The 25,651-nt window shown below is 67.0% G+C and carries 28 protein-coding genes and 2 tRNA genes; 7 read left to right on the top strand and 23 right to left on the bottom strand.

The genetic code is table 11. The annotated features are described in order from the left end of the window. Positions 1-849: a DUF1684 domain-containing protein gene (locus AAYO93_RS08335; protein ID WP_345764516.1), complete on the bottom strand. Its 849-nt coding sequence runs from the start codon at positions 847-849 to the stop codon at positions 1-3. Positions 850-905: 56 nt separating this feature from the next. Next, on the bottom strand, positions 906-2,597 hold the full coding sequence (locus AAYO93_RS08330) for a bifunctional 3'-5' exonuclease/DNA polymerase (protein WP_345764515.1): 1,692 nt from the start codon (positions 2,595-2,597) through the stop codon (positions 906-908). A gap of 100 nt (positions 2,598-2,697) precedes the next feature. Between AAYO93_RS08330 and AAYO93_RS08325 the strand changes: the two genes are divergently transcribed. Beyond that, positions 2,698-3,051 (top strand): hypothetical protein, encoded by a 354-nt coding sequence (locus AAYO93_RS08325; protein ID WP_345764514.1) that lies wholly within the window; start codon positions 2,698-2,700, stop codon positions 3,049-3,051. 21 nt (positions 3,052-3,072) lie between these two features. Here AAYO93_RS08325 and AAYO93_RS08320 read toward each other — a convergent pair whose 3' ends face one another. Continuing rightward, the gene (locus tag AAYO93_RS08320; protein WP_345764513.1) at positions 3,073-3,531 is read right to left on the bottom strand and encodes an NUDIX hydrolase; all 459 of its coding nucleotides are present in this window, start codon (positions 3,529-3,531) and stop codon (positions 3,073-3,075) included. 91 nt (positions 3,532-3,622) lie between these two features. On the opposite strand from AAYO93_RS08320, the gene AAYO93_RS08315 reads away from it, so the two are divergent. The 4 genes from AAYO93_RS08315 (at position 3,623) to AAYO93_RS08300 (ending at position 6,518) form a co-directional block, all read left to right on the top strand. Further along, positions 3,623-4,333, top strand: a complete 711-nt coding sequence (locus tag AAYO93_RS08315; protein ID WP_345764512.1) for a potassium channel family protein — start codon at positions 3,623-3,625, stop codon at positions 4,331-4,333. Next, a complete protein-coding gene (locus AAYO93_RS08310) occupies positions 4,330-4,839 on the top strand; it encodes an NUDIX domain-containing protein (protein ID WP_345764511.1) in 510 nt (169 codons plus the stop codon). Before AAYO93_RS08315 ends, AAYO93_RS08310 begins: the two co-directional genes overlap by 4 nt. A 4-nt stretch (positions 4,840-4,843) precedes the next feature. Next, positions 4,844-5,743 carry an aminoglycoside phosphotransferase family protein gene (locus AAYO93_RS08305; RefSeq protein ID WP_345764510.1) on the top strand — a complete coding sequence of 300 codons (900 nt, stop codon included), beginning with the start codon at positions 4,844-4,846 and terminating at the stop codon, positions 5,741-5,743. A 115-nt stretch (positions 5,744-5,858) separates the two neighbouring features. Further along, on the top strand, positions 5,859-6,518 hold the full coding sequence (locus AAYO93_RS08300) for a DUF4232 domain-containing protein (protein WP_345764509.1): 660 nt from the start codon (positions 5,859-5,861) through the stop codon (positions 6,516-6,518). Positions 6,519-6,548: 30 nt separating this feature from the next. Here the strand turns inward: AAYO93_RS08300 and AAYO93_RS08295 are convergent, their stop codons facing one another. Continuing rightward, positions 6,549-9,095, bottom strand: a complete 2,547-nt coding sequence (locus tag AAYO93_RS08295; protein ID WP_345764508.1) for a lysozyme — start codon at positions 9,093-9,095, stop codon at positions 6,549-6,551. A gap of 158 nt (positions 9,096-9,253) precedes the next feature. On the opposite strand from AAYO93_RS08295, the gene AAYO93_RS08290 reads away from it, so the two are divergent. Continuing rightward, complete coding sequence (locus AAYO93_RS08290; protein WP_345764507.1) at positions 9,254-9,505, top strand: hypothetical protein; 252 nt, start codon at positions 9,254-9,256, stop codon at positions 9,503-9,505. A 6-nt stretch (positions 9,506-9,511) separates the two neighbouring features. Here AAYO93_RS08290 and AAYO93_RS08285 read toward each other — a convergent pair whose 3' ends face one another. From AAYO93_RS08285 to AAYO93_RS08240, 10 genes are all read right to left on the bottom strand, one after another. Next, positions 9,512-9,949 carry a hypothetical protein gene (locus AAYO93_RS08285; RefSeq protein WP_345764506.1) on the bottom strand — a complete coding sequence of 146 codons (438 nt, stop codon included), beginning with the start codon at positions 9,947-9,949 and terminating at the stop codon, positions 9,512-9,514. Positions 9,950-10,002: 53 nt separating this feature from the next. Further along, complete coding sequence (locus tag AAYO93_RS08280) at positions 10,003-10,746, bottom strand: alpha/beta hydrolase (protein ID WP_345764505.1); 744 nt, start codon at positions 10,744-10,746, stop codon at positions 10,003-10,005. Between the two features lie 148 nt (positions 10,747-10,894). Continuing rightward, positions 10,895-11,428, bottom strand: coding sequence for a DUF4760 domain-containing protein (locus AAYO93_RS08275; RefSeq protein ID WP_345764504.1), 534 nt, complete (start codon positions 11,426-11,428; stop codon positions 10,895-10,897). A gap of 51 nt (positions 11,429-11,479) precedes the next feature. Further along, on the bottom strand, positions 11,480-11,950 hold the full coding sequence (locus tag AAYO93_RS08270; protein ID WP_345764503.1) for a hypothetical protein: 471 nt from the start codon (positions 11,948-11,950) through the stop codon (positions 11,480-11,482). 57 nt (positions 11,951-12,007) lie between these two features. After that, entirely contained in the window at positions 12,008-12,466 is a 459-nt protein-coding gene (locus tag AAYO93_RS08265; protein WP_345764502.1) for a GNAT family N-acetyltransferase, read from the bottom strand. A 38-nt stretch (positions 12,467-12,504) separates the two neighbouring features. Further along, on the bottom strand, positions 12,505-13,422 hold the full coding sequence (locus AAYO93_RS08260; RefSeq protein ID WP_345764501.1) for an NADP-dependent oxidoreductase: 918 nt from the start codon (positions 13,420-13,422) through the stop codon (positions 12,505-12,507). Between the two features lie 147 nt (positions 13,423-13,569). Further along, positions 13,570-14,196 (bottom strand): TetR/AcrR family transcriptional regulator, encoded by a 627-nt coding sequence (locus tag AAYO93_RS08255; protein WP_345764500.1) that lies wholly within the window; start codon positions 14,194-14,196, stop codon positions 13,570-13,572. 51 nt (positions 14,197-14,247) lie between these two features. Next, positions 14,248-14,324, bottom strand: a tRNA-Ile gene (locus tag AAYO93_RS08250). An 8-nt stretch (positions 14,325-14,332) separates the two neighbouring features. Next, positions 14,333-15,565: a glycosyltransferase gene (locus tag AAYO93_RS08245; protein WP_345764499.1), complete on the bottom strand. Its 1,233-nt coding sequence runs from the start codon at positions 15,563-15,565 to the stop codon at positions 14,333-14,335. Positions 15,566-15,688: 123 nt separating this feature from the next. Beyond that, a complete protein-coding gene (locus AAYO93_RS08240; RefSeq protein WP_345764498.1) occupies positions 15,689-16,672 on the bottom strand; it encodes a multidrug DMT transporter permease in 984 nt (327 codons plus the stop codon). Between the two features lie 40 nt (positions 16,673-16,712). On the opposite strand from AAYO93_RS08240, the gene def reads away from it, so the two are divergent. After that, positions 16,713-17,279 (top strand): peptide deformylase, encoded by a 567-nt coding sequence (def, locus tag AAYO93_RS08235; protein ID WP_345764497.1) that lies wholly within the window; start codon positions 16,713-16,715, stop codon positions 17,277-17,279. Between the two features lie 105 nt (positions 17,280-17,384). On the opposite strand, the gene AAYO93_RS08230 is transcribed toward def, so the two are convergent. The 9 genes from AAYO93_RS08230 to AAYO93_RS08190 form a co-directional block, all read right to left on the bottom strand. Beyond that, positions 17,385-18,275 carry a sensor histidine kinase gene (locus tag AAYO93_RS08230; protein ID WP_345764496.1) on the bottom strand — a complete coding sequence of 297 codons (891 nt, stop codon included), beginning with the start codon at positions 18,273-18,275 and terminating at the stop codon, positions 17,385-17,387. A 58-nt stretch (positions 18,276-18,333) separates the two neighbouring features. Then, a complete protein-coding gene (locus AAYO93_RS08225; protein ID WP_345764495.1) occupies positions 18,334-18,645 on the bottom strand; it encodes an SHOCT domain-containing protein in 312 nt (103 codons plus the stop codon). Positions 18,646-18,783: 138 nt separating this feature from the next. Next, positions 18,784-19,446 carry a response regulator transcription factor gene (locus AAYO93_RS08220; protein WP_345764494.1) on the bottom strand — a complete coding sequence of 221 codons (663 nt, stop codon included), beginning with the start codon at positions 19,444-19,446 and terminating at the stop codon, positions 18,784-18,786. Beyond that, a complete protein-coding gene (locus AAYO93_RS08215; RefSeq protein ID WP_345764493.1) occupies positions 19,443-20,687 on the bottom strand; it encodes a sensor histidine kinase in 1,245 nt (414 codons plus the stop codon). Before AAYO93_RS08215 ends, AAYO93_RS08220 begins: the two co-directional genes overlap by 4 nt. 119 nt (positions 20,688-20,806) lie before the next feature. Beyond that, positions 20,807-20,879, bottom strand: a tRNA-Asn gene (locus tag AAYO93_RS08210). Between the two features lie 93 nt (positions 20,880-20,972). Beyond that, positions 20,973-21,980 (bottom strand): NAD(P)-dependent oxidoreductase, encoded by a 1,008-nt coding sequence (locus AAYO93_RS08205; RefSeq protein ID WP_345764492.1) that lies wholly within the window; start codon positions 21,978-21,980, stop codon positions 20,973-20,975. Further along, positions 21,977-22,855: a dipeptide/oligopeptide/nickel ABC transporter ATP-binding protein gene (locus tag AAYO93_RS08200; protein ID WP_345764491.1), complete on the bottom strand. Its 879-nt coding sequence runs from the start codon at positions 22,853-22,855 to the stop codon at positions 21,977-21,979. The genes AAYO93_RS08205 and AAYO93_RS08200 overlap by 4 nt, the downstream gene beginning before the upstream one ends. Before the next feature lie 9 nt (positions 22,856-22,864). Next, positions 22,865-24,556 carry an ABC transporter ATP-binding protein gene (locus tag AAYO93_RS08195; RefSeq protein WP_345764490.1) on the bottom strand — a complete coding sequence of 564 codons (1,692 nt, stop codon included), beginning with the start codon at positions 24,554-24,556 and terminating at the stop codon, positions 22,865-22,867. Then, on the bottom strand, positions 24,553-25,650 hold the full coding sequence (locus AAYO93_RS08190) for an ABC transporter permease (RefSeq protein WP_345764489.1): 1,098 nt from the start codon (positions 25,648-25,650) through the stop codon (positions 24,553-24,555). The genes AAYO93_RS08195 and AAYO93_RS08190 overlap by 4 nt, the downstream gene beginning before the upstream one ends. Between the last annotated feature and the right edge of the window lies 1 nt (position 25,651).

Raw genomic sequence — 25,651 nt, 5'->3', positions numbered from 1 at the left:
TCAGTGCAGCAGCTCACCCGACTTCGTGAGCACGTTCTTCTCGCCCGCTTCGATCTTGACCGAGAAACGGTTCTGTTTGGGCGGCAGCGGGCAGTTGAAGTTGTAGCTGAAGGCACACGGCGGCAGGACCGCAAGGTTGAAGTCCAGGGTCACTGTGCCGTCGGGGTGGGGAGCGAGAAACAGGAATCGCCCGACGGAATAGGTCGAGTCCCCGTTCGTGGCGTCGGAGAAGACCAGCTGCAGGGCCCGCCCGGCCTTGAAGGCGGCGAGGTTGTACCCGACTCCGTCTTTCTCGAAGCGGATCTCGCCGGGGATGACCATGTCCCGCGTCTTGCCGTCGTCTTTGAGGTGCTCGAAGCCGACCGTCATTCCGCCGTCGATGGGCGTGAAGCTGGCCTGGATCACCCAATCCGGGTTGTAGTCGAAGACGTCGATCGATCCGAACGCCTGAATGTCTTCCGAGTTCGCATCCCAGACCCGCAGCGCGTATTCGCCTTCCTCACTGGCGATCACGAATCCGGTCACCGTGTCACTGAAGACGATGTCACCCGGGTTCGGGTCATCCTTGCCGCGCACCACGACGTCGCCGTCGACCAGTTCGCCGTCGACCGTGATGCCGTCATCGGCGGTCGCCGTGAGCTTCAGCCCGGACTGCCCGGCCGGAAGTGGCGACCAGAGCCCAGGCACGCCCCACACGGTCTGCGCGGGGGCTTCAGGGTCTCCGGTGATCCACTGCGTGTTCACGAGCGCCAGGTTGCCCTTGGGGGCTGTCACGGCCTGTTCACGGCGTCGGTGATAGGTCGCGAGCACCTCGCGGGGGTCGGCCGATGCGGTAGCGGTCTCAGTCATGGTGTCCATCCTCTTTCACGTCTTCTGCCCTAACCAGATTCGACACAGGTTTATTGCTACTTCGCTTCAGCGTAGGTGTCGACCACGGCCGTTGTGACCGGGAACTCGACCGGAAACGTTCCGAACAGCAGCCTGCCGGCCTCACGCGCGGCCTCCGCGACCGTAATGGCAACCGCTTCGGCGACGTCGTCCGGCGCATGCACGATCACCTCATCGTGCAGGAAGTACACCAGATGCGGCCCTTCCTCCATCCGGGCACCCGGCGGCGTCATCGCACCGAGTCGCTTGCGCAGTTCGGCCATCCAGCACAACGCCCATTCGGCCGCGCTGGCCTGCACGACGAAGTTGCGGGTGAAGCGTCCCCAGTCCCGAGCCTGGCTTCGCGCACGGCGCTCGTCGGCCTCGGTCGAATCCGGGGCGGAGGCGCTGCCCTGCGTCTGGAGCCAGGCGGCCCCCGGGCGCGGCGAGCTCCGACCGAGGCGGGACGTGACCACATCGCCGCGTTCTCCGGCCCGCGCAGCATCTTCGACGAGGCGGATCGCCCGCGGGAATGCGCGAGCGAGCCGCGGCATCAGTCGACCGCTCTCCCCCGTCGTCGCCCCGTACATCGCACCGAGCATCGCCACCTTCGCGTGCGCCCGTTCGTCGACTGCGCCGGAGGCGACGATCCCTTCGTAGAGGTCTTTTCCCCGACCTGCGGCGGCCATCGCGGTGTCGGCGGACATCCCGGTCAGGATGCGCGGCTCGAGCTGTGCAGCGTCGGCGACAACCAGTTTCCAGCCCGCGTCGGCGACCACCGCCCCACGCACCTGGCGCGGGAGCTGGAGGGCTCCGCCGCCCCGCGTCGCCCAGCGCCCCGTGACCACCCCGCCGGGAATGTAGTCGGGATGGAATCGACCGTCGCGGATCCAGCTGTCCATCCACGTCCAGCCGTTGGCGCTCGCCAGGCGCGAGAGCTTCTTGTACTCGAGGAGCGGCCGGATGACCGGATGGTCGATCTTCTTCAGTTCCCACGAGCGCGTCGAGGTGACCACGAGACCCGAGCGCCGGAGCGAACGCATCAGCTCGGCCTGGCTGTCCGGGTTGAGCGAGGGCGCATCGAGCGCGGCGCGCACCTCACCGGCGAGGGCCTCGAGCTTCGCCGGCCGCGCTCCCGGGATCGGACGGGGACCGAGCATCTCGGACAGCAGCGCATCATGCCGATCGCTGCGCCATGGAAGTCCTGCGTACTGCATCTCGGCGGCGATGAGTGCTCCTGCGGACTCGGCGGCCAGCAGCAGACGAAGGCGCCCCGGTTCAGGGCTCGCAGCGACCGCATCCTGTTGCAGGCGGAACTCCGTCAGCGTGGATGAGCGGTCGGGCACGAGGTCGGGCTCGGCCAGGTCGGACTCGAGGTCGAAGAGCGCTGTCGCCACGGCTGCCGCCTCATCGAGGGCGGGGAGCGCATCCCATTCGCTAGGAGGCGCGAGCGCGAGCGCCGAGCGTGCGCTCAGCGTCGACAGACGCAGGATGCGGTGGCTCAGCGCCAGGTCTACGCACCGATCGACGCGAACGCCGTGCGCGAGCAGCCCCGGGTACCATGTCCGCGTGTCGTTCCACACCCATCGCGGCCGACGCGTTTCCGCCTCTCTCACGAATCCGCCGAGCCCGTCGGCTCCGATCTCGTGTGAGCCGAGTTCGACGCCGCCGTCATCGAGTTCGACGGCCAACGCACGCTCGGGAGCGAGGCGGGCCAGGACGATGTGCACTGATCCATTGTGACGCCTGGCACAGACATCCCGTTGCGTCCATCCTCAAAAGTGAGGATAATTCAATTCAAGTTCTGACCACTCGCGGGAGGCGACGACGATGACAGTGTACCTGTACGACAGCAAAGGCGCTTTCGTGGCATTTCGCACCGAATACGACGGCCGCTACCTGTTCAATCCTGACGGGGAATGGATCGGCTGGTTCGCGTGGTCGGATGACGACGTCGCCACCCGCGATGGCACGTATCTCGGAACCCTGGTCGAGAACCGGCTGCTCTGGCGCCTAGCACAGACGCATCACGTCGACCCCGGCTACCCGGGCGCGCCGGGCTTCCCCGGACACGCGAGCTACCCGGGCAACGCCGGCTACTTCGGCAGCGTGCCGGGGTTCATCGATGTGCCACGCCACCTGCTGACACCGCGCAACGCCTACGGAACACCGCTCGCCTCCTGAACGCGTCGCGGGTCCGGCCTGTCAGTCCGACAGGCTGGCGATCCGCGCCCTGAGCTCGGGCCAGGCAGCGCCGAATCCGGGATGCAGGGGAAGCGCGTTCACCTCGCCGACCGGTACCCAGCGCAACTCGATGCTCTCCACATCGACGATGCGCGGTTCGAACGGGGCCGTCGCAGCGACGACGACCGTCGTGTACGACCAGAAGCCGAGATCCAGAACGCTCGTGAAGAGCAGCTGCAGTGCGCCAGGAGGCACATCCGCCTCCTCGGCAGCCTCACGCAGCGCGCCCTCGACCGCCGTCTCGCCCTCATGACGCGCCCCACCCGGAAGGCCCCACGTTCCCCCGTGGTGGCTCCACTCGGCACGATGCTGCAGGAGGACGCCCCGGTAACGATCGAGCACCAGGAGGCCGGCTGCGCCGAATCGTCCCCAATACCGCTCGCCGTTCGGGCCTTCCACCCACGCGTCGCCCGAATTCACCCTTCCTACGTTAGTCGTCCGCGCCCCGCCCGGCTCCCCGGGCGACCTGCCGCGTAACGCTTCGTGGGGCGAGTTGTTCTAGAGTTCCGCCATGACCCAAGCACGCTGGCAGCAATTGACCGAGTGGCCACTCGCGATCGTGGCCGCGATCTTCCTCGCAACGTACGCGTGGGAGGTGATAGCAGATCTTCAGGGCCCCGAAGCCATGGCGGCCGAGGTGATCATCTGGACGACCTGGGGTGTCTTCCTCCTCGACTACTTCGTGAACCTGTCGCTCGCACGCGAGCGCTGGCGATGGTTCTACACTCACCTGTTCGATCTCGCCATCGTCGTTCTGCCGATGCTGCGTCCGCTCCGCCTGCTACGACTGGTGACGATCCTCGCGGTGCTCCAGAAGACCGCGGGCAGGGCCTTCCGCGGCCGCGTCAGCATCTACGTCGCGGGCGCGGCGAGCCTGCTCGTCTTCACGGCCGCCCTCGCCGTGCTCGACAGCGAGCGTCACGCGCCCGGGGCGACGATCACCACGTTCGGCGACGCCCTGTGGTGGGCATTCGTGACCATCACGACGGTCGGCTACGGCGATTTCACACCCGTCACCGAGACCGGTCGCTTCATCGCGGTCGGGCTCATGGTGGGCGGCATCGCCATGCTCGGTGTCGTCACGGCGACGCTCGCGTCGTGGATCGTCGAACGGGTCGCCCTGACCGAAGACCACGCCCGCACCGCGACGCGAGGGCAGATCAGGGAGCTGTCCGCCCAGATCGAACAGCTTCAGGAGATGCTCGAGAAGAGGTCGGCATGAGTCCGACGTCGTCGGTCAGGAGCGCGGGCATCCTGCTCTACCGCCGGACGGCCGATGACGGCCTCGAGGTGTGGATCGCGCACATGGGCGGACCGTACTGGGCCGGAAAGGACGACCGCGCCTGGTCGATTCCGAAAGGCCTCGTCGACGATGGTGACGACGGCGACGAGCTCCGCACGGCCCGGCGCGAATTCCTCGAGGAGATCGGTGTGCCCGCGCCGGATGCGAGCTACGAGAAGCTGGGCGAGTTCCGGCAGTCATCGGGCAAGACCGTCATCGCCTTCGCCGCCGAGACCGACTTCGCGGCCGATGCGATCGTCAGCAATACCTTCTCGCTCGAGTGGCCGCCGCGGTCGGGGCGGATGAAGGAGTTCCCTGAGATCGACGATGCCCGGTGGTTCCCGCTCGAGATCGCGCGGGACAAGGTCGTCGCCGGGCAGGTCGCCATGCTGGATGCGCTGGCCGAGGATGTCCGGGTCGGGTACTCCAGCGGCGGGGACGGCTGATACCGTGGCTGACCGGGCACCAACGATCGACGCCGCCCTGGTGGAACAGCTCGTCGCCGCCCAGTTCCCGCAGTGGGCGGGTCTTGCGGTAAGACCTGTCGAGTTCGACGGGTGGGACAACCGCACCTTCCGCCTCGGCGACCGCCTGAGCGTGCGCCTGCCGAGCGCCCCAGGCTACATTCCCCAGGTCGAGAAAGAGCATCGCTGGCTTCCGGCGCTCGCGCCACTGCTTCCATTGCGGATTCCGGAGCCGATCGGGCTGGGACGGGCATCCGCATCCTTTCCATGGCCCTGGTCGGTATACGGCTGGATCGACGGACAGGTCGCCGACAGGGCGCCGATCTCCGATCGAATCCGATTCGCGGCAGACCTGGCCGCCTTCCTCCTCGCGCTGAGCGATATCGACCCGACCGACGGACCGGAACCAGGAGAGCACAACTTCTTCCGTGGTGGGCCGCTGGAGGTCTACGACGACGAAACCCGGCGCGCGGTCTCCGCTCTCGGCGACCGCGTGGACGGCCGGGCTGCGCTGAGGGTGTGGGATGCTGCGCTGGACGCGACGTTCACGGCGCCGCCGGTCTGGTTCCACGGCGACGTCAGCGCAGGCAATCTGCTGGTCCGGGATGGTGTGCTCCGCGCCGTCATCGACTTCGGAACCTGCGGTGTCGGCGATCCGTCGTGCGACCTCGCGATCACCTGGACGATGTTCGACGGCGGCTCACGTGAGGTGTTCCGGAGGTCGATCGCTCGTGATTCCGACACCTGGGCGCGCGGGCGGGGCTGGACGCTCTGGAAAGCGCTGATCGTCGCAGCGGGGCACGCGGGAACGAACTCTCCCGGAATCGGCCGCTCTCTGCGGGTCATCGATGACGTGATCGAGGACTTCACCCGGTTCGCGGAGTGAGCTGCCGGAAGAGCGACTCCTCGGCACGCTTCTGGCGGTGGGCCGGAATTGGGCACCATACTGACAGGTGAGCGGGGTGGGCTCATCCCGCGTCAGGCGACCGAATGGCGGGATAATGAGCGAGCTCGATTCGACCAGTGGCGAGCCGGGAAACAAGAAGCCCGGAACGCGGGGAAAGACGATCGCCATCGTCATCCTCAGTGTGGCGGCCGCCGCACTGATCGGCATCGTCATCTGGCTGGTGGCGACAGCGAATGCCACGCCGACACCGACACCCAGTCCGACCCCGTCGCCTACGCCATCCGTCACGCCTACCCCGTCACCGACGCCCACGCCGACGTCGACCAGCGGAGCTGGCGCCTGCACGGTCTCCACCCTGACGATCTCCCTCGGGGAGACACAGGGCGCCGCGGGCAGCCGTTACGTGCCGATCGTGTTCACCAACAAGGGAACCGCCGCGTGCACACTCAACGGCTACCCCGCCGTGGCGTTCGTCGGGCAGGGAAACGGCACCCAGATCGGCCCGCCTGCCGACAACGACCCGACGACCACACCATCCACCCAGACCGTGCAGCCCGGGCAGGCTGTGACCGCCCAGCTGCGCGTCGCGATCGCCCAGAACTTCGCAGGCTGCACCGCTGTGACCCCGGATGGCTTCCGAATCGCCCCGCCCGGATCGACCGGCTCGGCCTTCGTCCCGATGACGACGCTCCAGGCCTGCAACAACCCGGACATCCACCTGCTGACCGTCCAGGCGATCGTTCCGGCGTCCTGAGCGTCCCGCTCCGGGCCGGCCTGCAGCCCGTCAGGCCTTCGCGCCGGTGGGGATGAGGTTCGCGAACTTCTGGGTCACGTTCAGGTAGCCCTTGCCGCCCGAGAGCTGCTGGAAGCGGGCGAGGCTGGTGATCGGTCGCTTCTTTCCGGCATCGAGATAGTAGATCGAACCGTTCGGGGTCCGGATGAAGGAGGTCGCCGCTGTGCCCTTGTGCAGGAGCGCGCAGGTGAACGTATCGAGCGGTACGAACGTGATCGGGTAGAGCGGCAACAGGGACGCACCGATCGCGTGGACCGATCCTGCGGCGCTCACATAGGACTGCGAACCGCAGGTGATACCGAAGACGAGCCGGGCGGGCCCCGTCGGGTATGCATCCAACCGGGTCTGCGTCGTGAACGTGAGCTTCGTGATCCCGGCCTGGTTCGGATAGACCAGATCGCTGAAGGCAACCTTGTTCGTGACCCCGTTGACGAGGTAGACGGTCGCATCCTGAGGGGTTCGCACGAGAGCGCCGGCCGTCAGGGCGACAGGACCGAATTTCAGGGAGGCGATCACTTTCTGGGGAATCGTCACGATCGTGGGTGTCTTTCCCCCCGACAGCGCGATCAGCGAATCCCACGCGCCGACCGGAAGCACCTGCGTCGGCATCGTCAGGTACACCGTCGCGTCCGCGGCCGATTTGATAGCTGAACCCGGCGCGATCGAGCCCTTGGCGGCATACGAGTTCAGAAACGCCTGCGACACCGTGACAGGACCGAAAGCCGCTCCCCCGACCCCCTGCGCCCAGGTGTACGCGCCTCCCGTGCCGAGCACGGAGATCGTCGGATTTCCCGACACCTGCATCACGCCGGTGAACGGCGCGCTCGAAGACGGGATGACGGCGAGGCTCCCCGCCTGGAGGGAGCCGGCCGTACGTGCCGCGCTTCCGGCAAGAGCCACGGTTCCCGGGTCGACGGCGTGCTTGAGTCCTCCGGCGAGAAGGTAGTACGCCGACGTGCCGGTCTGCGCCACGTACACGCTGTCCCGCGCGATCGGAGCACCGAACGGAAGGTAGGCGACGGATTCGTTCGAGAGCCGGTTGGCAGGCGACGCAGGAACGGCCGCCGCCGTCAGCGATGCGGAGTCGAGGATCTGGTGCCGCTTACCGCCGCTGATGTAGTAGCTGCCAGCGGAGATCGTATTGATGACCGGCCCGACTGCCGCACCTGTCACATACGAAGCGATCTGCCCATCCGAAACCTGCGCGTAGCCGCTCGTATCGCAGCTGCCACCGTAATCGGCGACCTGCGCACACGAGTTGAAAGGCAGCTTGAGGCCCGAGTCGACGAAGTAGATCGTGCCGCCGGGGGAACGAAGGATGCGGGTGACGACCTGCTGCGTCGCCAGCGTGTCGAGGAACGCCTGCGAAACGTAGGCGACCTTTCCCATCGGCGAGAGAGCTGTGAGGACCCCGGCACTCGGAACCGGGTACTTGTTCGAGCCTGAGATCAGGTAGACCGAGGCATTCGACACTGTGCGCACCAGACTGGAGCCGAGCGCATACGCCGTCAGACCTGCGCCACTGCCGTTGAAGACATCCTGGTCGCCGGGGAACACGCCGGAGTCGGCATACTGCCAGAGCGTGTAGCTGCTCCAGCTCGCCGGAAGGGTGCCCGCGCCATCCGAGATGCTGTTCGGGTAGCGCGCGATGAAGAGCGGGTTCGCCGCGAACTGGTTGCTGTTGCCCGTGCAGGCCGACCACCAGTTCGTGGTCGAGTAGATCGCCGCCCACCGGCCGATCCTCGCGTGGATCGTGTTGATGAAGTCGTGGATCCACGACACCATCGCCGCCTGGCTCAATCCGTAGCAGGTGGCTCCGTACGGGTTGTACTCGATGTCGAGGAGGGGCGGCATCGTGCGTCCGTCGTTCGTACCGGCGCCACCGTGCGCCATGAACCAGTTCGCCTGGGCTGCGCCTGACGACGTGTTCGGCGTCGCGAAATGATAGGCCCCGTGGGCGAGACCCGCGGCGTACGAATCGTTGTACTGCTCGGAGAACTGACTGCTGGTGTAGTCGGTCGCCTCAGTCGCTTTGACGTAGGCGAAGCGCGCGCCGTTCGCCCGGATGGTCGCCCAGTTGGCGGAGTTCAGAACCTGCCAGCCGCTCACATCGAGACCGGGCACGCCCGGCGGCGTACCCGCCGCTGCGGTGGCCGCCAACGGCGCGGCCATTCTGGCCGACGCCTTCGGCGCCGGAGCGCCCTCGAACTGCTCGACGGTGGAACCCATGCTGTGGTTGCCCGCCGCGTTCATCGTCGCGAGCGACGGATCGGCAGTGACGGGATCGGCCTGCGGCACGGCCGGCGCGGTGCTCGGAGAGGCGGTCGGGGACGGCGCGGGTGCTGGGGGCGAAGTGGGCGTGGCCGTGGGCGCGGGTGTCGCGTCCGGGACGGGCGCGAGTGTGGGTGTGGGTGCGACCGACGGTGTCGGCGTGGACTCCGGGGACGCGCTCGCAGGCTGCATCACACCGGTCGCGACACCCGCGACGACGGCGAGCACCGCCATCCCGGTCACAGCGGTACGCAGCAGTGGACGCATCGGATTGCCCTTCAAAACCAGTGTTGTCGGCGGCCGGAATCGGCCATCTTGTCAATGCTGGTGAGCCTTCGGGCGACTCGTCGCATGCCCCACGCTAATACGGCACGGCAGCTGCGGCCACCTTTCGCCGGTTGCGGAGTGTCGAATATGGTTGGCCCGTGAGCAACGAAGAGCAGTGGACGACGACCTTTGACGGCAACGACTACTTCTGCGAAGTGAGTGAGGCGGAGACGTGGTCGATCGTGCGCAACACCCCGTACGGCACCGAGAGCGTCGGCCAGATCATCAATGAGGACGGCGGCTACGTCGCCTATCCTCAGGATCTTCCGACCGCCGGAGCACCGCTCGGTTTCGGGCCGTTCGACACCTTCGCCGACGCAGCCATGGAGCTCGTGAGCGGTACGCCCTGATCCGGCCTACAAGCTGACATGGTGCCCGAAGGCGGCACCGAGGACCAGCCACACGATGACGCTGACGATCGGAGCGGACGCGCCGACGACGATCGCGACGACTCCGAACGACCGCCCGCGGTTCTTCGCGGCCGCGACGATCCCCTGCACGACGGCCCACGTGCCGAAGACAGTGCCGAACAGCGCCTGGAACCCGAAAGCGACCTGGTTCGGCGCAACCCGGAACCCTGCAGACGTCGCCGTGCCGTAGGTGTACATCGTCGTGCCGAAGAACGCGATGAGGATCGACACCACCAGCGAGACCCCGAAGACCGCGATCGCCATGATCATCGCCCGGCGACCGAGCTTTTCGCGCGCGCGCGCGTCCTGCACAGGCGCGGTCGGCGCGCTGCCCGAGGAGTGCCCGTACGGGTCAACAATGTCGGATGCGGTCAAGTCTGACATCGCTCTCTTTCTGTCGTGCGGTGGACGGTTCGCCCGAGTCTAGGGCCGCGCGATCACTTGGCCACCAAATGACGCGCGAGGAAGCGGGCGGAGTCCTCTGCCTCGTATGCCGGGACAGTCTGGTGGGGGCCCGGAAACGCATGGAGGGACTTCTCCGCTGAACCGATCGCGTCGAAGAGGGCGAGACCCGACTCGCGATCGATTTCGGGGTCGTCCCACGGCAAAAGGTACTGCAGAGGTGCCGTGACGCTGCGTGCCACGTCCAACAGTGCTTCCGACGCGAAGGCAGCGCCCAGCCCGGCGGCACCGATACGTGGTTCCACCGCTGCCAGACGGAAGCCGATCTCGGTCGCGAGTGTCATGCCGCTGAAGCCGACAGGGCTGTCCGGGTCGATTTCGGGAAGCGTCTGCAGCGCGTCGAGTGTCGCTCGCCACTCGGGTACGGCTCGGGCTGCGATGGATGCGTTGAATTCGGACACGATGACACCGAGCGGCTCCCCCACTGTCCGGGCGCGCTGCATCCGGTCGACCCACTCGGAGTCCTCGGCGGATCGCTCGCGGTCGCCGTGCCCTGGGGCGTCGATCGACGCGGCGTGGAACCCGTAGACCGTCACAAGATGTGCAGCACGGGCCACCAGGCCACGCGCCTTCTTGTGCAGGCCGCCAGGATGCCCCATGAGCACGAGAGGAGCCGGATCGGATGCGCCGATCGGCGACCAGAGCACGCCAGGAACGCCGTCGACGGCGAATGTTTTTTCGACGACGCCATCCGACGCCGTCTGAGAGAAGAAGTGCATGAGTAGTGCCTTTCGGGGTCACCTGTTCACGGCGCTCCCGACGACACTCAGGTCAGTCGACCGCCCGTCGCAGAGACGAGGAGCACCCAATGGATACGACGTTCACCGGGGATCACCTCCTTCTCGCTTCGCGGACTGCGTCACCCTATCAACTCTGCGTATCCAGCGCCACTGTTGTGGTGGGTGCGTCAGCGCGACCCAGGGGCTCCACCTCACCCCAGTCCTGCACAAGGTTCTCGAGTTCGATCATGAAGTTCGACGGTTTGCCTTCAGCGCGGATCCAGTCGATGTGCGCACGATAGTTCTTCAGAATCGAGGCGAGACGCGGTCCGACCAGCGCGCGAAGCATTCCTCCGTCGAGCACACCGAAACGGACTCCGGTCGCAATCGACTCCCAGTAGTTCAGGTAGTCGCGCACGGCGAGACGATAATCCTCATCCGTCCTCGCCGTTTCGGTGAAGGCGGCGACTGCCTCCGAATCGCTGTCGCGAGGAAGCCCGATCTTCGACGTCCGCCTGCTGTCCTGCGTCGCTGAGTACAGGCGCAGCGTCTCCTGGCGTCGCAGAAACGTCGTCTGTTCGACTCGCGCGCGGGTGCCATCGATGAGCTGCCACACGACGAATCCGGCGCTGAGCAGCGTGATGATGGCGAGCACCCAGGTCGCGATCGCAGTTGGATCCATCTGTACGAACCTTTCTGGGGCTGGATGGGCGGATGAACGGGGTGACGGTCGTCACGCCTCGAGCGACCTCAGGGGTGCATCAGCGTCGGGCTTCGGCGCGGACTGCAGGCGGGCCGCGCTGTTGAGGTACAGGTAGGTCGGAACTCCGAAATAGAGAACCAACAACACGAGGTCGGACTTAGAGGAGCCGAAAGGACTGAAGAACGAAATCACGAGCGCGGCCACCGCGAGCGTCGTCACGACCGCGAGCCAGCTGCCGAGATTGTTGCTGAGCTTCTTCCGGGCCGTCATCTGCCACCACGGTCGTGAAGCGGCCACCGGCTCGCCCTTGCCCCGGAAGATGCGAGCACCGACCAAGAGAACAGCGAAGTCGTAGACGAGAAAGAAGACGGTTGCCCCGAGGCCGGTGACCCCGAGGACGCCGAACAACAGATCGATGACTCGGACGGCGACGAACCACGCCGCGAAGACATAGATGAGCTTGCCCCACCACGTAGTGATCCGCCATGTTCGCGGGTTCATCGCGATTCCTTCCCGCGCTCGGCCTGGATGAACACTATCGGAGCTGGCGAAGCTGCTTCAGGAACCGTGTGCGCCTTTCCGCACCCCGGGAAGCTTCGGGTCGATGAGGTCGGCGTAGTCGGGGTTGCGCTCGATGAAGGCCCAGACGATCGGGCACATGATGGTGACCGTCTTCCCTTGGCTGCGAATGTCGTCGAGGACGCGGCGTATCAGTTCGGTCGCGATGCCCTGTTTGCGGAACTCGGGGAACACGGCGGTGGCCAGCAGCACGAGCCGGTCGTCGCCGGCAATGTTGTAGGTCAGGCCGGCGATCACTGTGTCGCCGGTGATGGCCTCGTAGGTGCCGGTCTTGTCGTCGTTGACGACGAAGAAGCTGATCGCGGGGGCATGGTCATCCTCGATCACCTCGTCGATGAGGACAGCCTGGTCCTGGGTGAGGGTGCCTGCTCCGTCGGGATATCCGGCTTCATCGGGGTACTCGAAGTCGTCGCGGTTCGGCCCGGTTGCGTTGGTCATGGGGTTCCTTTGCTGATTGGTCGCCTGACGCCTGGTCGTCAGGGTCGGATGCTGATGACGGTCTTCCCGTTGCGTCGCTCGGTCGGGTTGAGTGCGGCGACGGCGTCGTCGAGTGTTGCGACGGTGCCGATGTTCGTGCGAAGCCGGCCATCCCGGACCCGCTGGACGATCTCGACCAGTTGTGCGGGGACGGACTCGACGACGAAGTCGACCGCCAGACCATCCTCGGGTCGCGCGTCAGCCAGCCCGGTGACCGTGACCAGCGTGCCTCCTGGCCTGATCAGGCGCGTGGATCGTTCCTGGATGGCACCGCCGATGACGTCGAAGACCAGGTCGACTCCGCCGACGTCTTCGAGGGCGTCATCGGCGAGATCGATGAACTCATGCGCGCCGAACTCGAGCGCCTTCTGACGATCAGCCGCGCGTCCGGTGCCGATGACATACGCGCCCGCCTCCCGCGCGAGCTGGGTCACCATCGTGCCGACTGCACCGGCCGCTCCGTGCGCGAGGACAGTCTGCCCTGATCGCAGGTGGCCGTGATCGAACAGGCCCTGCCACGCGGTGAGACCCGAGATCGGCAGGCTTGCACCTACCGCGAAGTCGACATCACCCGGGAGCGGCGCGAGGTTGCGTGCCTCAACGGCCACATACTCCGCGAGGGTCCCGTCACGATGCCAATCCGAGATCCCGAACACCCGCTGCCCCAGCGACAGCCCTGTCGTGCCATAGCCGAGGGCTGTCACCACTCCGGCCAGCTCATGCCCGAGGATCGACGGCGCTCGATCACGCCCGGCGCGATCGGTCCACGTCGAAGACCAGTCCACTTCGGTCGGAACGAATCCCGACGCGCGCACCTCGACGACGACATCGTTGATCGCCGGCCGCGGCTCAGGACGGTCTTCCAACTTCATCCCGGCCATTCCCTCGGCCAGATCCCTCACCACAATCGCCTTCATCAGGCACCTCCTCGCGTCAAGCTTCTTGTGAACTGGGCTCCTTGTTCACCGGACCATCCTAAACACAAACTGGACGGTTTCGTCCACTTTGGTGTGCCTGGTATCGCGACAGGTGAAGAGTGGGAGTGACCCAGTTCGCGAACGGACTCACTGGGCCGACAGGCTCTCGATATGCGCGAGGGCCATGTCGATCGACGTTGCCATCGGTGCCACATCGCCCGCGGTCTGGGCCAGCATGTACCCTCCCTGAAGGGCGCCCATGAGTCCTGTCGCGAGCTGCTCGACAGGTGCCTCCGCCGGTAGTGCACCGCTGTCCTGAAGCCGGCGCAACACACCTGACAGGAGATCCTGCCATTCGGTGAAGAGTGCCGAAAGAGCTCTACGGGCGATCTCATCGTGATCGGCGACCTCGGAGGCGAAGGAGCCGAGCGCGCAGCCGTAAGCACCGTTCCGCAGGGCGTTGTTCTGCACCAGCGCATCCCGCCACCGTCGCAGTCCCGCAAAAGTCGAGACATGGCCGAGCGCATCGCGCTCCCGCTCGATGACGCGCTCACCCATGAGGTCGATGACGGCCCTCACGACGGCGTCCTTGCCTGTGAAGTGGTGGTAGAGCTGCGACTTGCTCACCCCACTGGCCGCCACTACGTCGTCGAGCGTGGTCGCCCCGACCCCGCCGACGTACATCAGGTCTGCAGCCGCGGTGACGATCCTTTCGCGCGTCTTCGCACCACGCGCCGTCAGGCGCCTGGTCGTGGTCGAGTCAGCGATCGTCACGAGTCCATGCTACTGAGCGGCTGTGCATTCCCAGCAGCTGCGGCTTTGTGTTGGTAGGGCGGACGGGACTTGAACCCGTGACCGGCGGATTATGAGTCCGATGCTCTAACCAGCTGAGCTACCGCCCCTGGGACGACTACTCTTTCGTCGTCACCCGCGGGGCCGCATCCGTCACCGGGTCAGCCACCGCCTCACCACGATACAGGCTTTCGAATGTGGAGAGCGTGCGCTGGATGTCGTGTGCCGCGACGATGCCGAGGGATGCGTTCTTGAGCACGTCGAGCTCGTCCTGCGGCATCACGAGGATGCGCTCCAGGCGGTCGGCGAGCGCTTGGGCGTTGCCCGGCTCGAAGAGGTAGCCGTTCTCACCGTCGTGCACCAGGTGCGGGAGCGCCATCGCATTCGCTGCGACGACAGGCAGGGCGGATGCCATGGCCTCCATCGTCGCGATGGACTGCAGTTCCGCGATCGAAGGCATGGCGAAGACGGTGGCTCGCGTGTACGCCTGGCGCAGCTCCTCATCGGTCACGTAGCCGGCGAAGGTGACGCGGTCTGCGATGCCGAGTTGCTCGGCGAGATGCTGGAGGTTCTTGAACTGGTCGCCACCGCCGACGATCTCGAGCTTCGCATCCAGCCCAGCGGGCAGGAGCGTGATCGCCTTCAGGAGGACATCGATCTGCTTCTCACCGGTGACCCGCCCGACGAAGAGGATGCGGTTTCCGGTGCGCGGCGCGAAGTCCGGTGTGTAGTTGTCTGCGTCGATGCCGCACGAGATCGCGTGCACTCCGCGCAGCCCGGTGAACTTCTCGAGGAAGTCTGCGGCCTTGCGCGTCGGAGTGGTGACGGCTTCTGCGCGTCCGAAGGTGCGTCGCGCGGCCTTCCACGCCAGCCCGATGGCCCACTCCTGGATCCACTTCGGAAGCAGCGTGAATTCGAGCATGTTCTCGGGCATGAAGTGGTTGGTTCCGATGATGCGGATGCCGCGCTTCTCAGCCTCGATCGACAGGCCGCGCCCCACCACGATGTGCGACTGGAAGTGCACCACATCCGGCTTCACTTCGTCGAGGATGCGTGCGCTGTTCTGCTTGATGCGCCAGGGCAGCGCGAACCGCAGCCAGTCGTGCGGATACCAGCGCCAGCTGTAGAGACGGTGGGCGGTCACCGTCTGGCCCTCGTATTGTTCGCTCCACGTTCCATGCCTGCGCGACGCGGCAGGTGCGACGACGTGCACTTCGTGGCCGCGTGCGACAAGGCCGGACGCGAGACGCTCGGCGAAGCGGGCTGCTCCGTTGACATCGGGCGCGAACGTGTCGGCGCCGATGAGGACCTTCAGGGGTTTCTTCGTTCCCGAAGGTGAACCGGTGGGCACGGATTCATGCGAACCGTTCGAATCGGACAAGTGGAGTGATCCCTACGTTTGTGGCCGGGAACTGAGAATCCGGCGCCTGTTTCGCCGCCGGTCGACTGTTTGCCGGCTGGCTGATTCAATGGCTCAGTCTAAGCCGGACTGGGCCGCAGTGTCGGTAGCCGGCGCGATGACGGCTTCCAGAGTCGGCGTCGCATCGACGGCCTGCGGGTGGTATTTCGCGAGCAGGAAGACCCCGTAGATCGCGACCGCCCCGGTGAGGACGAACCCGATTCCGACCCACAGCGGCGCCAGGGACGCCTCGCCGAGGATCACTATTCCGATTGTCACCGCGACCACCGGGTCGATCACGGTGAGGCCGGCGATGACGAGGTCGGGCGGCCCGGCTGAGTACGCGTTCTGCACGAAATAGGCGCCGAGGGCGGCCGCTGCGAGCAGAGCGACGATGCACAGGACGAGCAGACCGTCGAAGTCGCGTTGCACGAGACGGGCGATCACGACCTTTGCCAGGGTGGCGACGAAACCATAGAGCACGCCGGCTCCGACGATGTACATCAGCGCCTTGAAACGCGCGCGAAGGAAGACGAACAGCAACGCGAAGACGACCAGCACGATCGCCAGGATGATCAGGATGAGGATGAGGTCCCGGTCGGTGACCGGCAGCTCGCGGGCGAAGAACGCAGCCAGCAGCACGAAGGCGCCGACACCGCCCACGCACAGACAGATCGCGATGATCGAACTGCGGTTGAGCTTGACGTGGCTGACGCGCGCGTTCAGGATCGCGGTGATCACAAGCGCGACGGCACCGAGCGGCTGCACGACGATCAGCGGGGACAGGAACAGGCTCACGAGCTGGAAGACGATCGCCAGCCCGAGCATCAGGGTGCCGATCACCCAGGACGGACGCCGAAGCAGAAGAAGGAGCTGGCGCCCGCTGAGGCCGCCACCCGCCATGTCGGGCGTGCTGGCTTCGACCTTCGCGACGCCGTGGTGCTGGAGCTGCGCTCCCACCGACAGGAAGCACGCGCCGATGAGTGCGATGGGGATGCCGAGGAACTGTTTGGGTTCGAGGGCGAGCTGCCCCACCGCATCCGCCAAGTCCACAGTCACCCCACGACCATACCTAGTTTCGTGCCGATATTCTTGCTGAATGGCCGTCCTTCCGATCCGGATTTCCGGAGAACCCGTGCTCCACACGCCCGCCTCGCCTGTCACCGATTTCGACGATGCGCTCAGAACTCTCGTCGACGACATGTTCGAGACGATGGATGAGGCGCCCGGTGTCGGCCTGGCCGCCCCGCAGGTCGGCGTGCCACTTCGGCTCTTCGTGTTCGGCTGGACCGACGACGATGACGTGCTGCACCGTGGGGTCGCGATCAATCCGGTGCTCTGGATCAGCCCGGCCCCGACCGGCGGTCCCGACGAAGACGCCGATTCGGAAGGATGCCTCTCGTTTCCGGGCGAGCGCTTTCCCCTGGTCCGCTCGCAGAGCGCCATCCTGCAAGCGGTCGATCTCGACGGCGCACCGTTCGAGATCCGCGCGGACGGCTGGCTGGCGCGCATCTTCCAGCACGAGTTCGACCACCTCGACGGCGTGCTCTACGTCGATCGTCTCGAGCACCCGCACGCGAAGGCGGCCACCAAAGCATCCCGGCGTAACAGCTGGGGCGTCCCCGGCCTCAGCTGGACGCCCGGCGTCGACCACCTCGAGGACTGATCGCCCCACGCCCACCCGTCGAGCACAGGAAAAGGCTGTTCCACAGCGGCGATTGGCGTGCTTTTCTCTGTGCTCGGCGACGAATGAGCGCACGGCGCGCGAGGCTCAGCGCGACAGGTTCACTCCGTGGACACCGTTGTGGAAGCGCAGGGCGGGGAACACGACCGACACCGAGAACCCGACTCCCGGAACGGTCCGGGCGCTCAGGATGCCGCCGAACAGCTCGGCGCGTTCCCTCATCTCGGTGATGCCCGCGCCGGAGATCGACTCGGTGAGCGCTTTCAGGTCGTCGTCGATCGTGTACTGCGTCGCCTCGGACACCTGCTCGGCGTCGAGCCCCGCACGCCGCGCCGCCGCCCGGATACCGTCATCGTCGACCGTGACCTGCAGACCGTCACCGGTCCAGCCGAAGGCGACCCGCACATCCGTGCCGGCCCCGCCGTGCTTGAGTGCGTTCTCGAGCGTTCCCTGAAGGATGCGGAACACAGCGAGCTCAGCGCCCGGCCGCAACTCGAAGCGGTCGCCTGACTCGGTGAAGGTGACCTGGAGGCCGGCCTCGCGCATCACGCGGAAAAGGTCGCGCGCCGAGTGGAGGCTGGGCTGCGGGACCGAGACGGCTTCGCCTTCCCGCACCACCGACTGCACGCGACGCATGTCCGCCAGCGCATCCCGGGCGTGGGTCTCGAGCGATCCAGCCGATCGGGCGGCCGCCGACGGGTCGGAGTCGGCGGCGTAACGGATGCCCTCGGCCTGGGTGACGAGGCGAGCGACCGCCTGGATGGCCACATCCTGAAGCTCGCGGATGATGCGCATCCGTCCCGCCTGTTCGGCGAGTTCGAGTTCGCGATCGATGCGGGTCCACTCGGACTCCGACCGCTCGTCGTTTCGCCTGCGTCCTGCGGATCTTGCCAGAAGCCACAGCACCAGGAACACGACGGCCGCGACCAGCGCGACGATCGCGACGATCACGGACCAGCCGTTCGATGGGCCGAACATAGAACTCCCTCTGGGCCGCCTGCGGAGCGTGCGGCCCAGAGGAGTCTACCGAGCGTTGTCAGTTGCCGTTCTGGCGGTTCGACCTCAGGACCTCGAGGCGCGCCCGGTATTCGGTCTCGTCGATGTCGCCCTGGGCGTACCGCTCCGAGAGGGTCTGCTCGGCCGCCCGCGTGCCCGAGTTCCAGCCGCGGCCCGGTCCGTAGCCGGCTGCGGCCGCGCGGCGCCACCGGCGGCCGACGAGCCCGAAGATCAGGAAGAAGATGCCGATCCAGAACAGCGGGATGAGGAAGAAGAACCAGGGGAACCCGAACCCGACCCATGGTGTCGCGCAGACGACGGCCGCGTGAACGGCGGCGAGGGATGTGAACATGATGAGCGATCCAATCGGTTGGTGTGCGGATCCGCTTGTGCGAATCGTTGACACCAGCCTCGCCGTGCGGGTTCGAATCCGAATCCGCCGGCCGGAGTCAATCCGGCTACTCCCCCGGGAGCAACGGCTCGGTGCGCGCTACTGCCAGCCCGGCTGAACCAGGCCGGTCTCGTAAGCGACCACGACGAGGTGGACGCGATCGCGGGCATCCAGTTTGGTCATGATCCGGGAGACGTGCGTTTTGGCCGTCAGCGGGCTGAGGAACAGCTCCGCGCCGATCTCTGTGTTCGTCAGACCGCGGCCGACCAGGGCGAGCACCTCGCGCTCCCGGTCGGTCAGGCTGTCGAGCGCAGTCGTCTCCGGCACGGGTTTGAGACCGCCGGCCACGCGTTCGAGCAGGCGCCTCGTCACGCCCGGGGAGAGCAGGGCATCCCCGGCCGCTGCCACCCGGACCGCACGGATCAGATCGACGGGCTCGGTGTCCTTCACGAGGAAGCCGCTGGCACCTGCGCGGATCGCCTGGGCGACGTACTCGTCGAGTTCGAAGGTGGTCACGATGACGATGTGGGTCGACGCGAGTACGGGGTCGCCCACGATCTGCTCCGTCGCCCACAGGCCGTCGCCGTCGGGCATCCGGATGTCCATGAGGACGACATCCGGGCGGAACTCCTGCGCCTGCTGAACGGCCTCACGCCCTGTCGACGCCTCCGCGACGACGTCGATGTCCGGCTCCGCGTCGAGCAGCGCATGGAAGCCCGCGCGCACCAGATGCTGGTCGTCGGCGAGCAGTACGCGGATCACCGCGGCCCGCGGTCGGACGGCGTGGCGAGCGTGCGGATGGGGATACTGGCGGTGATCAGGAAACCTGCGCCCGGCAGGTTGGTCGCCTCGAATCGACCGCCGAGGAGTTCGGCCCGCTCGCGCATCCCGAGCATCCCACCGCCTTCGTTATCGGCGGCACTGTCGACACCGCGCCCGTCGTCGGCGACGGTGAGCACGTAATCACGGCCCTCCTCGCCCAGATGGATGCGTACGGTCGTCGCCTGCGCGTGCCTGCCCACATTGGTGAGCGACTCCTGCACGATGCGATAGAGAGCGAGCTGGACCGCAGGCGCCGGCGTGGAAGTCAGCGCGTTCTCGTACGTCACGTCGAGGCCTGCGCGCGTGTAGGTCGCGACGAGGATCGGGATGCGCGCCAGGTCCGGTTCCGGCGAACGCGCCGCCTGCTCCCCCTCGGTGCGCAGGAAGCCGAGCACGCCGCGAACCTCCTCGAGAGCCTGTCCGCTGGTCGTCTTGATCGCCGCGAGCGCCTCTTTGGCCTTGTCGGGCTGCGTATCGAACAGGTGGAGCCCCACGCCGGCCTGGACGCTGATCTGCGAGAGCGAATGCGCGAGCACGTCGTGGAGTTCGCGGGCGATGCGCACCCGCTCCGCCTCGGCTGCGGACACACGTCGTGCCGCGACCTGCCGCGACACCTCCCGATAGCGTTCCCGACGGTTGCGCAACGCCTCGCCGACCCCGACGAGGAGCGAGAGGATGAGCGCCGTGATGAGCGGGCGGATGAGGGCGAGCGTCGTGCCTGAGACCAGGTAGGCGGTGAGCGGCCCGAGTACAGCGAGCCCGGCAACGGTGCCCCAGGCCCAGGTGCGCGCGCCGCGCACGACCGCGCTGACCACCGCGAAGGCCAGCGGAACGGCAGCGAAGGGCGGACCTGCGCCGAGCGCGATCGCCGGCATGCACAACGCGCCGATGGCGACGACGACCGGACCCGGTTGCGATCGCGCCAACAGCAGCAGGAACGAGGATGCGAATGCGACCAGCATCGCGACGACGAGTGCCGTGCTCGACCATTCATGAAGGGCGATCGCGATGCCCGGGAGCTGGAAGATCAGCGAGACGATGACAGGGATCCAGCGCGCTCCGGGCGGCCTGCGGCCCTGCCGGCCCTGCGGCCCCGTGCTTTGCCAGCCCGGTGGCCCGCCCCAGCGGGGCTGCTCCCCGGCATGGTTCGACCAGCTCTCGTCGGGCTGGCTGCGTGGCATCTCCCCATGCTAGCCAGCGAGCCTGAACGTGTAATCGGCCCGGAAGCCCAACGTTGGATACTCCCGCGGGAGTAGCCGAAAAAGAAGAAGGCCCGAAGAGTGGAGTCTCCGGGCCTCAGCTCCCCGACTTGGACTCGAACCAAGAACCTGCCGGTTAACAGCCGGCTGCTCTGCCAATTGAGCTATCGAGGAATGCTTGAACAGCGTAGCTACTTTATCAAAGGTTTCGGGTGCGCCAAATCGACGCCGACCTTCGCGCGCGTCGCACGCCGTTCACCCGCTGTTTCAGTAGCCGGCGGCGGGGTCGACCATGCCGACGAAGCGCCCTCCTCCGAGGAAGGCCTCCACATTCACGCGGATGCGCTCCGCCAGCAGTGGAGCCGTCATCTCCGGCGTATCGGCAGAGTGGGGCGTGATCAGGCAGCGTGGTTCGGCCCACAGCGGGTGTCCGTCCGGGAGCGGTTCCGGATCCGTCACATCGATGCCGGCGCCCGCGATCTTCGCAGCGGCGAGAGCATCCACCAGCGCATCGGTGTCGACGAGACCGCCGCGCGCGATGTTGACCAGGTACGCGGACTCTTTCATCGCCTCGAACTCGGTCGCGCCGATCAGCTGGCGCGTGCCCCCTGTCAGAGCGGCGGCGACGACCACCACGTCTGCGTCGGGAAGAACGTCTCGCAGCTGGTCGACCTGGACCGTACGGCTTGCGCCCACGACAGGCTCCGCCGACCGGCGGACGATCGTGACGTCCGCGTCGAACGGTTCGAGCAGCCGCATGAGCTCCAGCGCGATACCGCCGGCACCGATGATGACGACATTCAGCCCGTACAGCGACCTGCCCTCGGGCACGGTGCTCCAGCTGGTCGCGACCACGCGCTTCGGCAGGACGCGCAGAAGGGCGAGGGTCAGGGCGAGGGCGTGTTCGGCGACCGGCTCGGCGTACGCGCCCTTCGCGCTGGTCCAGATCAGGCCATCGCGCGATTCTTTCGCCAGCACGTCCGCGAACGCGTCGACGCCGGCATACGGCAGCTGCACCCATCCGATGCCCGGATGGGCCTTCAGCGCCTCACGCAGCTCCGCTTCAGCCGTGTATGAGAGCCAGATCAGGCCGCGTGTGTCGTCGGACAGCTCGGCGACGGTCCCGCCACCCGCTGCCACTGCCTCCACGAACAGCTGACCTGGTCGCGGGAGCACGGCGATCGGCCCGGGTTGCGGCCTCTCGTCCTCCGGCAGAACGGTTCCCTCGTCCGCCACGACGGCGCGATGCTGCCCGGTCCTGGGGTGCGGTGTCATGCCTGACCTTCCATCGTTCTGGTGCGCCCGCCGCCCGGCTTCTGCGGACGACGTTCCGTGCGTTTCTGGGGTGGATTGAGTGCAGTCGCAAGACCGCTGACGAACGGATGCTCCGGTGCGGCCAGAACGTCGTCGATCGGCCCGTAGCCGACGACGCGCCCTTCGTGCAGCACGGCCGAATTGGTCGTCACGCGCCGCAGGACCGCGAGGTCGTGGCTGATGATGATCGCCGAGAACCCGCGGTGCTCGCGGAGCTGGCCGAGGAGGTCGATGACGGCGTCGCGCACCGTCGCATCGATGCCGGCCGTCGGCTCGTCGGCCACCAGCACCGAGGGCCCGAGGACGAGAGCACGGGCGAGCGCCACCCGCTGCCGCTGCCCGGAACTCAGCTCGTACGGGTACTTGCCGAGCACGCTGAGCGGCAGATGGACCGTGTCGAGCATGGTCGCCGCACGCTCCCCTGCTGCGCGCCGGCTGTAGCCGTGGTCGCGTTCGAAGATCGGCAGGGCGACGTTCTCGGCGACGGTCAGCGTCGGCTCGAGCGTGTTCGCCGCCTCCTGTTCGAGGAACCCGATGTGGAACGTGATCTCGGCGATGTCCCGTTTTCGCGCACGCCGGAGCGAATGGCCCAGCACCGTCGCATCCCCGCCAGTGATCCTGGGACCGGGGTCCGTCGCGCGCTGCGGGACACCCCGACCCGACAGGATTCGAGCGAGCGTCGACTTGCCCGACCCGGTCTCGCCCAGGACACCCAGGATCTCTCCCGGCTCCACCCGCAGGCTGACGCCACGGAGCGCGACATGCGCTGCACTCGGCCCGCGGGCGGGATACTCGACCGACAGGTCGCTGACAACGATCGCGGGAATGGGACTCACAGTTCGACCCTAGGCGCTTTGCTCCTTCAGCGCGCGCAGGGCAGCCCGGCGCTCAGCCTGCTCGACCGGATTCGGCACGGGAAGCGACGCCAGGAGGCGTTGCGTGTACGGGTCCTTCGGAGAACCGAGCACCTCTTCACCCGTGCCCTCCTCGACCAGCCTGCCGCGGTGGAGAACGGCGATCCGGTCGGCGAGGAGGTCGACGACCGCGAGATCGTGGCTGATGAAGAGCGAGGCGAACCCGAACTCCTTCTGCAGCTCGGCGAAGAGCTCCAGCACCCTCGCCTGCACCGACACGTCGAGGGCCGAGGTCGGCTCGTCCGCGATGAGCAGCGTCGGTTCGAGTGCGAGGGCCCGGGCGAGGCTGGCGCGCTGGCGCTGCCCGCCGCTCAGCTCGTGCGGAAAGCGGTCGCCGTACGCTCGAGGCAGCTGCACGGCCTCCAGCAGGTCGTTCACGCGAGCCCTGGCGGCGCCGGGATTCGATGCGCGCCCGTGTACGACGAGCGGCTCGGCCACACACTCCGCGATCGTCAGCAGCGGGTTGAAGCTCGAAGCCGGATCCTGGAAGACGAAGCCGATGTCGCTGCGCACCTTCTTGAACCGGCGCTCCGAGACCCCGTTCATCTCGATGCCGAGCACGTCGAGGGAACCGCCGGTGACCCGGGTGAGGCCACCGATGGCCCGGCCGATCGTCGTCTTGCCCGAACCGCTCTCCCCCACGAGCCCCAGTACTTCGCCCGCACGGATCTGCAGGCTGACGCCGTCGACCGCGACGAAGCCGGGCCGGCCCATCCGGCCGGGGTACTGGATGCGCAGGTCTGTCGCCTGGACCACCGGCTTCGCGTCGTGCCAGTCTTCGTGGCGCGTCTCAGCGCGCTCCCGGGTCTGCAGCGATCCCTGTCCGACGTGCGGCACAGATGCGAGGAGCCGCTTCGTGTACGGATCCTTCGGCGCCGAGAACAGCGTCTTCACATCCGCCTCCTCCACCACCTTGCCCTGGTACATCACCGCAACGCGATCGGCGAGGTCGGCGACCACGCCCATGTTGTGCGTGATGAGCACGATCGCTGCGCCGAACTCGTCGCGGCATCGGCGAAGGAGGTCGAGGATCTCGGCCTGCACAGTGACGTCGAGCGCTGTGGTCGGCTCGTCCGCCACGATGAGCCCGGGGTTGAGCACAAGTGCCATCGCGATGACGATGCGCTGCTTCTGGCCGCCCGAGAACTGGTGCGGGTAGTACTTGTACCGCAGCTCTGGATCGGGGATGCCCACCCGGCCGAGGATCTCGATCGCCTTTTCGCGTGCCTCGGCATTCGAGAGCTTGCCGTGGGCGCGGAGGCCCTCTTCGATCTGCCACCCGACCGTGTAGACCGGGTTGAGCGCGCTCGACGGCTCCTGGAACACCATCGCGACGTCGCTGCCGCGCACCTCGCGCAGCTGACGCTTGGTGAGGCGCACGATGTCCGCCTCGGTCCCGCCGTCACGACTGCGCAGGACGACAGCACCCGACGCCGTCGCCGTCTCGGGAAGCAGGCCGAGGATCGTCTTCGCGGTCACGGTCTTGCCGCTCCCGCTCTCCCCGACGATCGCGAGCACTTCGCCCGGCCCCACATGCAGGGTGACGCCGTCGACGGCCTTCACAGCGCCGGCATCCGTCGAGAACGAGACGGCCAGATTGTTGATCTCCACGATGTCGGTCATGGCCGCACCTCGATTCCGTGTTCGTCGAAACTCTCTCCGCCTTCGAGGCCGTCCAGACCGCCAGGTCCGGCCGTGAGCGTGCCACCGGGAACCACCGAGGTCTCGGCGACCTCGCCGGCCGCCTGTGCGACAGCCCTGCGGCCGCGCAGGCGCGGGTCGGCAAGGTCGTTCAGGCTCTCACCGACGAGGGTGATCCCGAGGACCGCGAGAACGATCGCGATACCCGGATAGAGCGCTGTCCACCAGATGCCGCTGGTCACATCCGCCAGCGACTTGTTCAGGTCGTAGCCCCATTCGGCGGCGGCAGTCGGCTCGATGCCGAACCCGAGGAAGCCGAGGCCGGCGAGCGTGAGGATCGCCTCCGATGAATTCAGAGTGAAGATCAGCGGAAGCGTGCGGGTGGAGTTGCGGAAGACGTGCCGGAACATGATGCGCGAGTTGCTGGCGCCGATCACTTTCGCGGATTCGACATACGCCTCGGCTTTGATCCGGACCGCCTCGGAGCGGATGACACGGAAATACTGCGGGATGTACACCACGGTGATCGAGATCGCCGCCGCCATGATTCCGCCCCACAGGCTCGACTGGCCGCCGCTGATCGCGATCGCGACGACGATGGCGAGCAGCAGCGACGGGAAGGCGAAGACCGCGTCCAGGATCACGACGAGGACCCGGTCGAGCCAGCCGCCGAGGTAGCCGCTGACGAGGCCGAGGAAGATCCCGGCGAAGATCGACAGGATGACCGCGACGATGATCACGAGGATCGCGGTCTGAGCGCCCCACAGCACGCGCGAATAGACGTCGTAGCCGCCTACCGTGGTGCCCCAGATGTGCGCCGCACTCGGAGGATTCTGCGAGCCGAACGGACCGCTGGCGTCGCGCAACTGCGAGAAACCGTACGGGGCGATCAGCGGAGCGAAGATCGCGACGAACACGAAAAGCGCAGTGATGACCAGACCGGCGACCAGCATGCCGCGCTGCAGGCCGACGCTCTGCCGGAACTGGTGGATGACCGGGATGCGGTCGAGGAGGCTGCGCTTGGGCGCAGGCGCAGTGGTGGCTGCTGTGTCGGGCTGTGTTGCCTGGTCCGACATG

Origin of the sequence: Diaminobutyricibacter sp. McL0608 (genome assembly GCF_039613825.1) — a bacterium.
Lineage (GTDB): Bacteria > Actinomycetota > Actinomycetes > Actinomycetales > Microbacteriaceae > Diaminobutyricibacter.
Note: the sequence above shows the minus strand (reverse complement) of the source record. Positions and strands in the feature narration are given on the sequence as shown.